This is a genomic window from Chromobacterium sp. FG89, from assembly GCF_057808735.1.
Window position 1 is genome coordinate 36,837 of record NZ_JBMDIQ010000003.1, and the last position, 13,978, is coordinate 50,814.

Annotated in this window: 11 protein-coding genes and 1 tRNA gene; 3 read left to right on the forward strand and 9 right to left on the reverse strand. The window is 61.7% G+C overall.

The genetic code is table 11. From position 1 onward, the window contains the following. Positions 1-18: 18 nt before the first annotated feature. The gene (locus ACODRW_RS03670) at positions 19-1,218 is read right to left on the reverse strand and encodes an FAD-dependent oxidoreductase (protein WP_488905192.1); all 1,200 of its coding nucleotides are present in this window, start codon (positions 1,216-1,218) and stop codon (positions 19-21) included. Between the two features lie 136 nt (positions 1,219-1,354). On the opposite strand from ACODRW_RS03670, the gene ACODRW_RS03675 reads away from it, so the two are divergent. Continuing rightward, positions 1,355-2,179 carry an AraC family transcriptional regulator gene (locus tag ACODRW_RS03675; RefSeq protein ID WP_488905193.1) on the forward strand — a complete coding sequence of 275 codons (825 nt, stop codon included), beginning with the start codon at positions 1,355-1,357 and terminating at the stop codon, positions 2,177-2,179. 29 nt (positions 2,180-2,208) lie between these two features. Here ACODRW_RS03675 and ACODRW_RS03680 read toward each other — a convergent pair. Next, positions 2,209-2,284, reverse strand: a tRNA-Ala gene (locus ACODRW_RS03680). A gap of 168 nt (positions 2,285-2,452) precedes the next feature. Here ACODRW_RS03680 and ACODRW_RS03685 point away from each other — a divergent pair. Then, positions 2,453-3,079 carry a glutathione S-transferase family protein gene (locus ACODRW_RS03685; protein WP_488905194.1) on the forward strand — a complete coding sequence of 209 codons (627 nt, stop codon included), beginning with the start codon at positions 2,453-2,455 and terminating at the stop codon, positions 3,077-3,079. A 41-nt stretch (positions 3,080-3,120) separates the two neighbouring features. Then, positions 3,121-4,611 carry an anti-phage dCTP deaminase gene (locus ACODRW_RS03690; RefSeq protein ID WP_488905195.1) on the forward strand — a complete coding sequence of 497 codons (1,491 nt, stop codon included), beginning with the start codon at positions 3,121-3,123 and terminating at the stop codon, positions 4,609-4,611. A gap of 225 nt (positions 4,612-4,836) precedes the next feature. Here the strand turns inward: ACODRW_RS03690 and ACODRW_RS03695 are convergent, their stop codons facing one another. From ACODRW_RS03695 to ACODRW_RS03725, 7 genes are all read right to left on the reverse strand, one after another. Next, positions 4,837-5,265, reverse strand: coding sequence for a hypothetical protein (locus ACODRW_RS03695; protein ID WP_488905196.1), 429 nt, complete (start codon positions 5,263-5,265; stop codon positions 4,837-4,839). Between the two features lie 338 nt (positions 5,266-5,603). After that, a complete protein-coding gene (sicP, locus tag ACODRW_RS03700) occupies positions 5,604-6,023 on the reverse strand; it encodes a chaperone SicP (RefSeq protein WP_488905197.1) in 420 nt (139 codons plus the stop codon). A gap of 40 nt (positions 6,024-6,063) precedes the next feature. Beyond that, a complete protein-coding gene (locus tag ACODRW_RS03705; RefSeq protein ID WP_488905198.1) occupies positions 6,064-7,614 on the reverse strand; it encodes a type III secretion system effector BopA family protein in 1,551 nt (516 codons plus the stop codon). Positions 7,615-7,731: 117 nt separating this feature from the next. Next, positions 7,732-8,355: a hypothetical protein gene (locus ACODRW_RS03710; RefSeq protein WP_488905199.1), complete on the reverse strand. Its 624-nt coding sequence runs from the start codon at positions 8,353-8,355 to the stop codon at positions 7,732-7,734. A gap of 189 nt (positions 8,356-8,544) precedes the next feature. Further along, positions 8,545-11,202, reverse strand: coding sequence for a cytochrome c peroxidase (locus ACODRW_RS03715; protein ID WP_488905200.1), 2,658 nt, complete (start codon positions 11,200-11,202; stop codon positions 8,545-8,547). Between the two features lie 204 nt (positions 11,203-11,406). Then, complete coding sequence (locus ACODRW_RS03720; protein WP_488905201.1) at positions 11,407-12,588, reverse strand: Lcl C-terminal domain-containing protein; 1,182 nt, start codon at positions 12,586-12,588, stop codon at positions 11,407-11,409. A 435-nt stretch (positions 12,589-13,023) separates the two neighbouring features. Then, positions 13,024-13,773 carry a trypsin-like serine protease gene (locus tag ACODRW_RS03725; protein ID WP_107801385.1) on the reverse strand — a complete coding sequence of 250 codons (750 nt, stop codon included), beginning with the start codon at positions 13,771-13,773 and terminating at the stop codon, positions 13,024-13,026. Positions 13,774-13,978 lie beyond the last annotated feature (205 nt).

Here is a 13,978-nt window from a genome sequence, read left to right on the forward strand (position 1 = left end):
CATGGCGGCGGCCGCGTCTCACAAGGCCGTTCTTTGCAGCAAGCGCGCGCTGCCCTCGCGCGAGGCCCGCAGCGCGCGCTCGGCTCGACGCCGCATGTCCCGCTCCCAAACGCGCAGCGCCGCCGCCGCCTCGGCCGCCGTGCCCGTCGGCGCCAAAGCCCGCGCCAGTTCCGTGCCGTCGCAGAGCGCGGTATTGGCGCCCAGCCCGCCGGCCGGGCTCATCGCGTGCGCCGCGTCGCCCAGCAAGGCCACCCGCTCGCACCGCCAGGCCGGCACCTCGGCCGCCATGCGGATGGCGCGCGCGCCCAGGCACTGCGGATCGCCATGGACGAAAACGGCCTGCAAACGCGGGTGCCAGCCGCGCGTCGCCCGCAACACCCGCGCCCGCAGCGCATCGCTGCTCAAACGCTCCGCCGGCAAAGCCCCGCCCAAATCCTCGGCCCGCGCCACGCAGGCCCAATACCAGTAATCCAGCATCGGGCTCAGCGCCGCCTCCGGCGCCAGCCGCCGCGCCAACTCCGGCAAGGGCGCGCGAAAACGCATCGCCTCGATGACCGCCGTCAGGCCATCGCCGAACACCACGCACACGCCCTGACCCAACTCCGGCGTCAACGCCTCGGACGGCAGCGCGTCCCGCGGCGTAAGGCCGTAAAGCACCACCGCGCCCTCATCCGCTGGATCTCCGTCCGGCGCCAACTGCCGGCGCACCGTCGACGCCACCCCGTCCGCGGCGATCAGCACATCCACCTCGAACTCAGGCCGGTCCTGGAAATCCAGCAAGAAGCCGCCGGACGTCTCCCTGAAACCGCGCAGCGCGTGCCCCCAGCGGATCCGGTCCCCCAGGCCGCTGCTCAGGATTTCCCGCAGCGTCTGGCGGTTGGCGCTGAGATCGCGCTCCGCCGCGTCCTCGTCCTGCGCCGACGGCCGCCAATGCGCCGGCTTGCGTTCCGACCAGGCGCGCAGTTGCGGATCGACGAAACAATCGTCGCCGCCCAGCGAGCAGCTTTGCCGGAACAACTCGAACAGCCGCGGCGTCAAGACCTGCCGCAAGGCCTGCTGACCATCGCCGTCGATGCGCAGCCGATAACCCTGCCAGCGGCTGTCGGCGGCCTGGTCGCGTTCAAACAGCGTGGCGGCGACGCCGGCGCGCGCCAGGCCCTGGGCCAGGCACAGCCCGCCCAGGCCGGCGCCGACGATGCCAATGCGTAGAGATTGCATAGCTTGTCCTTTGCTCATCAGGAGGAAACCCGGTCAGGACCGCTGCCGCGCCGGCGGCCATCCCGACCCTTGCCGACGATTGTGCGCGCCTCCGCCAAAGCTGCTATAACGCTGTTTTGCCAACAAATGGTGAAAAATGGCCAAGATCGACATCACGCCGCCGGAAGACGCGCCGGACCTCAGCGAATGGACCGGCGGCCCGCCGCTGATCGCCGTCCCCGGCAACGACCGGGAAGACAGCGATTACCGGCTGGGCAGCCGCGAATACGACTGGCACAGCCATGCGCGCGGACAGCTGCTATGCGTGGAAACCGGCCTGATCCAGATCCGCACCCCGCGCGGCGCCTGGGTCCTGCCGCCGCACCGCGCCGGCTGGATTCCGCCCGGCGTCCCGCACCGGGTGCGCGTCAGCGGCGCGCTGACCGGCTGGAGCCTGCTGCTGAGCCCGGACTGGAGCCGGACGCTGAATCCGCAGCCGCAGGTGCTGGCGATCACCGAACTGATGCGCGCCGCGGTGCGCCGCGCGGTGACCTGGACGGATTACGCGCAATGGCGGCCGGAGCAGGAACGCATCGCCGCGGTGCTGCTGGACGAGCTGCGGCAAGCGCCGCAGCAGGCGCTCTGCCTGCCGATACCGGAACATCCGCGCCTCGCGGAACTGGCCCATCGCCTGCTGACCGAGCCCGCCGGCAAACACGCGCTGGCCGACTGCGCGGACGCGGCGGCGATGTCGCCGCGCACCTTGCGCCGCCACATTCAGGCGCAGACCGGCATGAGTTTTGGACAATGGCGGCAACAGGCGCTGCTGATACGCGGCATGGAAATGCTGGCGCGCGGCGTCGCCGTGGCCGTGGTGGCCGACGACTTGGGCTATGCCTCGCCCAGCAACTTCATCGCGATGTTCCGACGCGCCTTCGGCGATTCGCCGGCGCGGTTTTTCGCGCGGCAGGGGCCGGCATAAGGAGAATACGGGGGAAAAGAAGGAGGAGATGGTGGACCGAAGGAGGATCGAACTCCCGACCTCTGCATTGCGAACGCAGCGCTCTCCCAGCTGAGCTATCGGCCCAAATCGACAGCCATGATATGACAAGGGCCTTGCGCTTGCCAAGCCCGATCCCGCGGCTTCCGGCCAAGCTGGCGCATCCCCGCCACAATTCGCCATTTCAATGGCATGCCCGCCCACGGCGGGACTACACTGATCCGGCTTATTCCCACCTCATCGCCGGAGATTTCCATGCTGCGCATCCTGGGCCGCACCAGTTCCATCAACGTCCGCAAAGTGCTGTGGACCTGTCATGAAATCGGCATCGACTACCAACGCGAAGACTGGGGCCGCGGCTTCCAGTCCGCCAGCAGCCCGGAATTCCTGGCGCTCAACCCCAATGCGCTGATTCCGACAGTGGTGGACGACGGCCTGGTGCTGTGGGAATCCAACACCATCTGCCGCTACCTGGCCGACTCGCGCCGGGCCAGCCACTTGCTGCCCGCCGATCCGCGCAGCCGCGCCCAGGTGGAAAAATGGATGGACTGGCAGGCCACCGAGCTGAACGGCTCCTGGGGCTACGCCTTCCACGGCCTCAGCCGCCACAGCCCGGAACACCAGGACCCGGCGCGGATCCAGGCCAGCATCCAGCAATGGGGCCACTATATGACCATTCTGGATCGCCAGCTGGCTTCACAGGATACGCCCTATATCTGCGGCGACGATTTCACCCTGGCCGACATCGTGCTCGGCCTATCCATCCACCGCTGGCAGCTGACGCCTTTCGACAAGCCGGAGCTGCCGCATGCGCACGCCTATTATCAACGGCTGATTCAACGGCCGGGGTTTTTGACGCATGGAAGCGTGGGGGTGGCGTAACCCCAGCGAGGAGCAAGCGGGAAAATATCTTGGAGAACAGTGTGACCGACATTATTAAATTTCGAGACTCCGAATTGGTGATTGCTCTGGTTGGAGCAGTGGGTACCGACTTGCGAAAAGTCATCACACCTCTTCAAGAGAGATTGCGCTTATATAAGTACCGCTCTGAAGAAGTCAGAATTTCTAAGGAAGTCATAAAGCCTCTATTCACAGAAGAAGAACCCGAGTCTGCATTTGAACGTATTTCCTCTTATATGAACAAGGGAAACATAACTCGTTCATCCACCCAAAACAAAGCAGTCTTGGCCAATGGTGCATCGGCCATGATCTACAAGCGTAGAAAAAATAATTTTAACAATGCCGCCATAGGAAAAATGGCCTTCATTATTAATCAACTCAAAACCCCAGAAGAGATCAAGCGGCTACGGGAAATTTATCAGACAGGATTTTATTGTATTTCCATACATACAAGTAAAGAAAGGCGTCTTGCAAGTCTCATTCGAAAACCAATGACTCCATCACAAGCAGAAGAACTGATTCAACGGGACGAAGACGAAAGCGAAGACTATGGCCAAAAAACCAGAGATGCGTTTCACTTATCTGATTTTTTTATCAGTGATGACGGTCATGAGGACATGATAACCAATAGTATTGCGCGGATTGTTGATATTATTTTTGGAGCCCCCTTCAAAACGCCCACCTTTGATGAGTTTAGTATGTTCATGGCCTTCTCTTCCGCGCTCAGATCTGGCGATTTATCTAGGCAAGTGGGGGCTGTGATTACTAGCAAAAACTGCATCATCTCTACAGGTGCCAATGATGTACCCAAAGCTAATGGCGGTGTTTATTGGCCAGAGATAGATAAAAATGGTCAAGTTATCGATAGCATGGATGGGCGTGACTTCATGATTGGCCATGACTCAAATTCAAAAGAAAAACAAGAAATTATTGTAGACATTATTGGAAAACTAGGCAATGACTTTAACGAAACTCAAATCACTGAAATAAGAGAAATTCTAAATAAATCAAAAATAAGAGACATTACAGAATATGGTCGGGTTGTACATGCTGAAATGGATGCGATTTTAGCTTGCGCTCGCAATGGAACTTCTATAATTGGAGCCACTCTATACTGCACCACCTTTCCTTGCCATAATTGTGCCAAGCATATAGTAGCCTCTGGAATTAAACGAGTGGTTTATGTTGAACCTTACCCTAAAAGCAAGGCTATTAATTTTCATAAAGACTCGATAAGTGAAAATAGTGCAGATGGAGAAGAAAAAGTTGTTTTCGAACCCTTCATTGGTGTTGGCCCACGACGATTTTTTGATCTATTCTCAATGCATATCAGCGATGGCCAACCAATACAGAGGAAGAATCGGGATGGTACGGCTGTAACGTGGCCAGGAGACGAAGCTCCCACGTTACGTATGCAAATGCAGCCATTCAGCTATATAGAGAAAGAAACTATCGCAGCGAACGAGTTTACGCTTACAATCGCCAAGCTTAGCCAAGGAGGACAAGATGAGTAAGAACCGCACCGAAGAGCTGCTACTAGTTCTCAGCTCCGCAGGGAAGAGCATTGACACTTGGCCCGCCTGGAAACAGGCTCTGGTCTCCAGCCGCTCTCAGACCACCAACTCCAACACACGCCCACAGACCAACCTCAAGCCCCCCAAGCAGGACAAGCGCTGAATATGCTCCCGCCCAGAATGTTGAAGCCCGGCACCGCCGGGCTTCTCACTTCTTGGCTTGACTTAAGCCTTCCTTACCTTCCCCTCCAGCTCAAAACTCGCCTCCACCGCCCGGTGGTAGTCGTGCTGGCCATCGACATGGGCGAACACGTCCAAGCCGCGCAGCCCCAGAGATAGAACACGTTCCAGATGGTTGAAGAAGGCCACCCAAACGCCGCGCTGCTGCGCATTGGCGAAGTCGATGTCGCGGGCGATGCGACCGAGCAGGCCGGAGCCGACCAACAGCGGATTGTCCTTCAGCCATTGCAGCAGATGGGCGGCGTATTCGCGGCCGTCGGCGCAGGCCTGTGGATAAGAGTCGTAGCTGGGCTCGATCTGCCAGTAATGGGGATAAGTGCGGTCGGGGATGAAGCTGACGAAGGGCAACAGAGTTTCGACGGCTTCTCTTGAGGCGCCTTTGTAGCGGCGGCGCGGGGGAAAAAATGGATTCATATACAAGCTCCTGAGCAAAGCCTGTCGCTGAACTTGCGCAGTTCAGCGCCAAGACCACATGAAAATGAAAAATGCGACTCTGATTTCATTTGCCCATGTAGTTCTCTGAACCCATCACTATGGGAACAGACTAGAACGTAAGGGATTGGCGTACAGCCGTCACCATCGTGGCCGCGCAACGCGGCGCGATGGTTGGCACGCGCGCGGTTTGCAACGCGTGTTCCTTACTATTCAGGTTTGCACTCCCGATGCCGCCATTGCGCGGCACAAGGCGGATTGTTGCCGCTGTGGCGGGTGGGGTCAAGAGCAGGAGGAAGCCTGGGGGTAGACTTCCTCAATCAGCAACGCAAGCCGGTGGGCGCATCGAAGCTTTCCATCTCTCCCAACGAGGCGATCAGCTGTTCCAAGCGGGCGGCGAATCGGTCCACGGCTTCGATGAAATCATGGGACGATAGCGTATCGCTGGGCAAGTGTTTGACCAGCATGACGGCTCCGGTGCTGTCGTCAAACGCCAAGCTGCCCTCGCCGGCCTCGGCCAGCGTCAGATTAAGGACCAGCGCTTGTTGCCAGAACCCGGCACTGCCGTTGGCGCTGAATTCACCCAGCATGCCGTACAGGATGAGACTGTCGGGCAGGCTGCGAATAGAGAGCATCAACCGCTGGTCCAGCAACAGGAAACATTGCCCGTGCGAGTCCAGCGTAAGTTCCATGCCGATGGCGCGGCCCAGGCTGTCTAGAAGTTCTGCGTTTTTGTCCATGAAGATACCTTGTGAGCGGACCGGCAACGGTTCGCGGCGCTCATTGAATGGCGAGGCCTATCAGCTCTTCGCTGCGTTTGATCATGGCGTGGGCGGCCAGGTTCAGTTGCTCCGCGCCTTGGGGATGACTCTCCAGATAGTGGTGCAACGCCTCCACCAGACCGGCGGTTTTACGGGTGAGGGCGGCCGCGTCGTCGTCTATATTGGGGGCGCCTTCACGCATGGCCTTGACCAGCGCCAGGGCGTCAGCTCTGCCGACGGCCAATTGTTCGAAGTGGGTGCCGATGCGAAAGACCTGCTGAGCATTGCGCTCCTTCAACGCTTGGCGTTGCACGGCTTGGGCTTCCGGTCTTCTTTCCTTGTTGATTTGCTGCTTGAGCTGGCTGATTTCTCTCTTGAGTTCGCCCATGCGGCCCTGATTGAGGAAAACGTCCCATTCCGCTTTGACGCCGGGCTGTTGCAGCATGCCGCTGCAACGCTCGCCGATGTCGGCGACCTGGCGGTTGAGGCTGTCCATCCTGGCTTGCAGGCGCTCGGCATAGGCATGGGCCTTGTTGGGGTCTTCGGTGACCCAGCTGGCGCTGAACGGCACGAAGTTTTCCGCGCCGCCGGCGCGTAGCATGCGCAGCGCCATGGAGGCGCAGTTTTCCTCAGTGCTGGCCAGGGTATAGCCAATCCGGCCTTCGGCGGCTTCTTGCTTGACGTGGCGAGCCTCGTGGAGGATGGCTTTTTCATTGAGGCCGAACAATACGAATTTTGCGGTTTTGCCGCTGGCGGCCACTTCTTTATTGCGTCCCATCATCGGCAGATAGACTTTGCGGGCGCTGACGCCCCAGCCGCCGTCCCGCGTGCGTTTTTGTTCCGCGCGGGGGTAGTACTGGGCTTTGGCCATCAGGTCCTGGCTGGCGGCTTTATAACCCGCGGTACCCAGTTGCTGACGCGCGTCTTCGCCGTCGCTGAGTTTCTGCGCGGTTCGGCTGGAAACCTCTTCTTGCTTGTCCTCCCGGTAGCTGCTCAGGGAACCTCCCTGCCGCTGGCCAAACAGACGGCCGATTTGCCCGCCCTGGGCGTCGCTAAACGGCCACCAGCTGATGTGCTCCTGCACATGCTTATTGGCGTTCACATCGATTTTGTTCTTGATGGTGACGGAGGCGTGGCCGGGATGATCCATGCCCTTGCATTCCCAAGAGCGGAATACGACTTGCCGCGCCAAGGGCTTGGCGTCGCCCTGGCCATGAAAGCGTTCGGCCACGGCAATCAGTTGCTCCACCACCCGCTGCTTGAGCGGCGCGCCCTGGAGCCGGCCCATGCTGTCCAGCGCCGCTTGGGCGCTTTCCTGGCCATAACGCCGGGAGAGCGTGTTGATGAAGACGCCCAGAGCGGTTTGGTTTTCAGCCTGTACGCGCTGGCTATAGCTTTTGACGGCTTCCAGGTTTTTCAGCAGCGGTAGTTGGGACAGGCAGGCATAGAGCCGACCCTTGAAGCCTTGGCTGGCGACGGTCACCGTGGGTTCAGGCGTCTTTTCATTGACGACGACTCTGCCGCCAAGCCTGGCCGCCTGGACGAAAGTATTGAGATTGAGTGTGGTCATGGGCTGAAACGAGCGGGATGATGAAGCGAATGGTTTCGATAGTGAGTAAACCCCTGTTTCCCTGCTATCAAATTTCGCTCACCCGCCCGCGCGCCGCGGCCTTACGCGGCGCTCGGCTCAGGCCCGCATATGCAGCCCGTAGTAAACCGTCTCGTTCCAGTAGCCGGTAGTCAGCCCGGACAGGTATTGCGCCGCGCGGAACAAGTCCGCCGCGCTGCAGCAGCCGGCGCTGACATTGCCGCGGTAGAGCCCGCTATTGGGATCGAACACCCAGATGTAGTCGCTGCCCTTGTAGACGCCGACGGCGTGGCCGGAAGCGCCGCCGTTATGCATCAGGTTGAGGAACAGCGCGTCGCCGCGCACCATCCGATTTTCGATGATGTCTTGCCAGGCTTGGGCGCTGGCGCCGTGGGAGTTGTTGCAGTAGTGGCAGAAGGTGAGGCCGAAGGTTTCAGCGTGATTGGCGTCTCCCACCCGATTGTGGGCGGCCACCGAGGGATAGACCCGCTGCTCCAGGTAGGAGGCGAAGCGGAACAGATAGGCGCCGTTGTCGAACTGCTGGTAAAGCGCGTCCGCCTGTTGGGTGGTGGGCAGGTAGTCGCCGGCGCTGCTGCCCCAGTTGCGTTTGCCTACGCGGTCCTGGATGTGCTTGAGCCACAGGCAGACCGCGGCCTCGCACACTCCGGCGGCGTTGGCGCCGTTCCCGGCGTTATTGAAAGCTCTTTGCAAAGACCACGCCATCGCATCTCCCCTTGTTGTTCACGGTTTCCACTTGCAAAACACGCGCATGTCATGGCGCGATATTTTGAAATAAACCGTAAACGGCGTTTGCGCCAGTGGATTCCAGCGCGAACGCGGCCCGGCGGCGAGGCCGGGCCATGGAGATTCAATGCCATGCTGACAACGCGTCAGCGGATCGTAAACAGGTTCTCAGCGCCGGAACAGCTCGGCTTCGCTCGCCGGCTGCAGCCGCGGCGGGCCGGACAACGCTTGCAGGAAGGCGTGCAGCGCCTGCTTTTCCGCGGCGCTGAGGCCCAGCGGCTTAAGCAGCGGCGAGGGCTTGGGCAGGGTGTATTTTTCCACGCCCACCGCTTCCACCAGATTACCGCCGCTGTTGTAGAACTCGATCACGCCGGCGCCGTCTTCATCCAGCGGCATGTCGCCGGTGTGCATGTAGTCGCCGGTGTAGAGCAGATCGCGCAGGGTGGGGGTGCGGAATTTGCCCAGATCGGCGCGCAAGCCGGTGACGCCGCCGCGGCCCAGGTCTTCCTTATTGCGGCCGATGTAGTTGAGACCGGTGTTGTGGAACTGGTTGTCGGACAGCAGCGGGCTGTTGTGGCAGTTGATGCAGCGCGCCTTGGTGCGGAACAGATGCAGGCCCCACAGCGCCTGGTCGTTCAACGCGGCGCGCTCGCCCTTGAGGAAGCGGTCGAAGGCGCTGTCCTGGCTGATCAGGGTTCGCTCGAAGGTGGCGATGGCCTTGGCCATGCGGTCCAGATCCACCCGGCTGTCGCCGTAGGCGGCGGCGAATAGCGGCGCGTATTCCGGCGCGGCGGCGATCTTGGCCACGGCCTGGCCCAGCGGCTGATGCATTTCCAGCGGGTTGACCACCGGGCCCGTGGCTTGCTCTTCCAGGCTGGCGGCGCGGCCGTCCCAGAACAGCGCGCCGACGTAGGCGGTGTTGAGCAGGGTCATGGCGTTGCGGCCGCCCAATTGGCCGATGTGGCCTTGGGACACCGGACGCGGATCGCTCCAGCCGTGTTCCGGCGCGTGGCAGCTGATACAGGCGATGCGGTTGTTGCGGGACAGCCGGGGATCACGGAATAGTTTGTCGCCCAGCACCACTTTTGCGGCGCTATAGGGGTTGTCGGCCGGAAACGGCGCCGCGGGCAGCAGGCCCAGATCTCGGAAGCCGGCTTGCGCCGACGCGTCCAGCGTGGGCGCGGGCCAAGCCGCCTGGCGCTCCGCGCCGGGCTGGTATTGGCTGTAACGGGTCCGCCATTGCGCCAGCTGGGCGGCGTCCGGCGCCTCGCCGTCGCTGTCCGGCAGCGGCGGTTTGGCCGGACGGATGGAGAGGGCGACCAGCAGCGGCTGCTCGGCCTCAGCAGCGAGCCGGGCGGCGCTCTGTTTCCCGCCGTCGCGGTCCAGGCCGTAGAGTTCGCCGCCGGCGTCGCGCGCCCATACCCGCGCGGCGGCATTGGCGGCGGGATAGTCCGGATCCTGTTGCAGTTGCAGCCAGCGGATGGCCTCGGCCACCGTGGGCAGCCGCCAGTTGTCCTGCTGGCACAGCCGTTGCTGTTGCAATGCGGCCAGCGCCGGGTTGAGGCTGGCCGCGCCGGCCGGCCGCGGCCGGATCTGCCACAGGATGACGTCGCGCCAGCCGTCCGGATGTTGGTTGTCGTCGACGCAGGCGGCCTGGGCCGGTGCGGCCAGTTGGCCGTCGGCGCTGACCGGGATGTAGGCTGGCGGCTTTGTCTGATTTTGTTCCGGATTGGGATCGTCGGCCAGTTTGGGGCCGCGCACCAGACGCAGCCGCGCCGGCTGGCCCAGGCTGAGGCTGACGCTGGGCAGGGTGCGGTGGGTGTCGTCGAAGGCCACCGCCAGCGAACCTTCGCCGCGGCGGCTGGTGGCGGTCCAGTAGAAGGCGGCTTCGGCGTCCGGGAAGACGTGGCGGTCCATGGCCGGCAGGCCGCGCGAGCGGTCGTACTGGCTCCAGTCCAGCAGGGTTTTCAGTTCGCGCTCGGTGGGCAGCCGCCAGCCGCGTTCCGCGGCGATGTCTTCTTCGCTGTCTTCGAAGCCGCATAGTTTTTGCTTGCTCACGGCCTCGGTGTAGGTGACGGCCAGGCAGTCTTCCTGACCGGGTTCGCATTGGGCCGGGCGTTCCGGATTGCGGCTGGCGCTGGCGTAATAGCTGTGGAATTGGCTACGCAGGCCTTGCACGGATTTCACTTCCCAGATCAGGCCGGTCTGCTTGTCTTTCACGCAGCCGGCGCGTTCGCCGGCGTCGGTCAGCGGTGCGCCGTCCGCTTCGGCTAGTGCGGTGAAGCGCGGGCCGGGCGGCTGTTCGCGCAGCGCGGCCAGGCTCAGGCGGAAGTGGCTGGCCGCGTAGTCCGCGGCCACCACGCTGCGGGCGATGCCGGCGCTGTCCAGCAGGATTTGCAGATCGCCGGCCTGTTCCAAGCGCATGCTGCGCCGGAAGCGGGCGGCGGTGTCGGCGCTGATCTGGATGCCGTTGTTGGGATTGTCGTCTTCGTCCAGCGTCAGCAGCAGCTGCACTTGGCGCAGCACTTTGGGATCCGCCGGGTTCTGGCTGCCGGCCAGTTGCAGCGGAGTCAGCTGGGGCGCGCCCAGGCTGCGGCCCAGTTCCAGCTGGCCGATGCGGAAGACGACGGTTTCGCCGTCCAGATAGCGGAATTCGCCGTTGGCGGTGGTCTTGCCGGCATGGCTGCCGCTGTCGTAGTCCAGGCCCGCTACCGGGCTATCGACAAAGACGCCGGTGCGGACCGGCTGGGCGGCGGGGCCGCCGGAGCAGGCGGCCACGGCCAGGCTGCCCGCCAGAATGAGGGAGAGTGCAAGGCGCGAGTGCATTTTTGTAATTGAGAATTATTTTCAAAACGGCAGATTATGCGTTTGTAGAGTTGTTCGTACAAGAAGCATGTCGAGGATAGGCAAGCCGGGGTCGCGCCTTGCTCACTCGCGGTCACAAAGGTGGGCTTGCGGTTCTAGATCAGGAGAGACTGAATGCCGCGTCTTTCGCGACGCGGCATTAAAGGGATTGCGAGCAGCCAGTCATCAGAGCGGACGGCCCAAGCCGCGGAGGGGGGAGGGATTCTCGGAACGAACCGAGGCATAGCCCAGCGTGGACTTGGCCATGCCATGCGGCGGCGGCTCGTCGGCCAGCTTGGGACCTCGCACCAGACGCACCCTTGCCGCTTGGTCCTTGCCCAGACTGATACTGGCTAGGCTGCGGTGAGTATCATCGAAGGCAACCGCCACCGTCCTCTCCTCTGAATAGCTGGTGTCGGTCCAATAGAAGGTGGCTGCCGCATCCGGAAATGCGTAGCGGTCCAAGGCCGGCAAACCAAGGGCTTTGTCCCGCTGGCTCCAATCCAACAGTGTCTTCAGCTCTCGTTCTGTTGGCAGCCTCCAGCCACGATCTCCACCCGCCGTCTCATCGTTGAAACCGCAAAGCTTCTGCTGTCTGACAGACTGGACATAAGTGGCGACCAGGCAATCCGACTGATCGGATTCGCATTGGGCCGGCCGCGGGAGGATGCCGCCGGTGCTGGCGTAGTAGCTATGGAACTGGCTGCGCAGGCCTTGTTCAGCTTTCACCTCCCAGATCAGGCCGGTCTGCTTGTCCTGCACACAGCCGGCGCGCTGCGTGGTCCCATCCAACGGCACGCCATCGGCTTCGGCCAAGGGGATGAAGCGAGGAGTGGAAGGCTGAGTGAGCAAAGCAGCCAGGCTGAGCTGGAAATGATAGGCGGCGCGATCAGCGCTGATCAGGCGGCGGGCAATGCCGGCCTGATCTAGCAAGGTTTGCAGATCGCCAACCTGTTCCAGATTTTGGCTGTGGTTAAAGAGGGCGGCGGTCTCCGCCGCGATCTGAATGCCATTGTCGGGATTGCCGTCCTGGTCCAGGGTCAACAGCAGTTGTACCTGACGCAGCACCTTAGGGTCCGCCGCGTCCGACCTGCCGGCCAATTGCAGTGGGCTGAGATGGGGTGCGCCCAGACCGCGACCCAACTGCAACTTGCCAATGCTAAAGGCGACGGTTTCGCCATCCAGATAGTGGAATTCACCGGTTGCGGTGGTTTTACCGACGTGGCTGCCGCTGTCGTAGTCCAAGCCGGCTACCGGGCTATCGACAAACACGCCGGTACGCACCGGCTGAGTGGCGGGGCCGCCGGAACACGCGGCTACCGCCAGGCAGGCCGCAACAAGGAGGGGAAACTGGAAATGCCGGTTCATTCTTACAACAAACAATCATTTTTAGGACGAGCGATTATGCGTTTGTAGACTTCTCCGCACAAGGAAAATGTCGAAAACAAGCAATCCAAGGTCGCTATTAGGCTTTTGGCATGCCGCATGTCAATGCAGACATCTCGCTAACTGGACGATGCGCAGCGCCAAGACGTGCGGACCAGCGGCCGCAGACCTCCCCAAATTGTTCAATGCCTGCCCGGCCATTAGAACCTGTTTGCGATCCGCTGCGTGTTGGCGGGGTAGTTAGACAAGAGCGTTGAAACTGTTGTCGAAATGCAAAAGCTACCACTTTACACTCCGCTTTCTCAGCCGCTTCCACCTTGCCTCGCGAAACCGTGAACGGACACGAAGAGCAGAGGCGCAATGACTGAAACTAAAAAAAAGCAGCCCAAGGGCTGCTTTCGTATTGGACGCGCGGTTTCAGCGTCGCGCGGCGTCCGGCCACACCCAGTCGCCGGGCGGCGGGGTCTGGCTGCCGGACGGGCTCAGCACATCGGACCAGGCCTTGATGCTGCCCGCGTATTTGCACAATGCGGCGTAGGCGGAGACATTGCCGGCGTTGCCGTTGTATACGCCCACTTGCACGCCCTTGGGCGACAACAACGGGCTGCCGGAGTCCCCGCCGCGGCCCACCGTGCCGTTGGCCAGCAGGGACACGCCGTTGGCCAAGGGCGACGGCCCCAGCCGCTGGATATTGGCGACGCGGACGTCCATCAGACTGGCCGCCAGCTGGCCGCCGGTCTCCGCCATGCGCAGATTGGCTTGCATCGCGCCTATCGCGCCGTTGCAGTCCTCCTGCGCCACCACCGGCACCGTTCTGGCGCCGTCAAGGCCGGCGATGGGGCGGGATAGTTTCAGCAGGGCCAGGTCCACCGCTACGCCGTTGTGGTCGAACTTGATCCAATTGGGCTTGGCGTTGTTGCGCGCGGTTTCCACGCGCTGGGCGAAGTGACGGCCGTAATGAGCGGTCACGCTGTTCCAGTTGTCCAGAATGCAGTGCGAGGCGGTCAGCACCAGGTCCGGCCCCACCAGCGAGCCGCCGCAGATATTGCCGCCGGACGAGCCGCGGAAATCCAATTTGACGTAATGGGTTTCGGTGGGAGAGAACGGCGCGGCGGCGGTCAATTGCGCGCTGGCCAACAGGCATGCGGCGACAATGAGTTTATTCACGGAATATCCTTTTCAAAATCGTTATTGCGGTTTTCATCATCCAAAAATACCGGACGAGGCCGCCTTGATTCGCTCGGAATCTGCCAATTCCTCGTTGCGAGCCTGCCGTCCGGTTGCAATGATTATGTGATTTTCGAAATGATTTTCATGTGTGAATTTTCCATGCCCGGCCGCCGTTAAAATAACAAAGTCATAAGTTTTTATT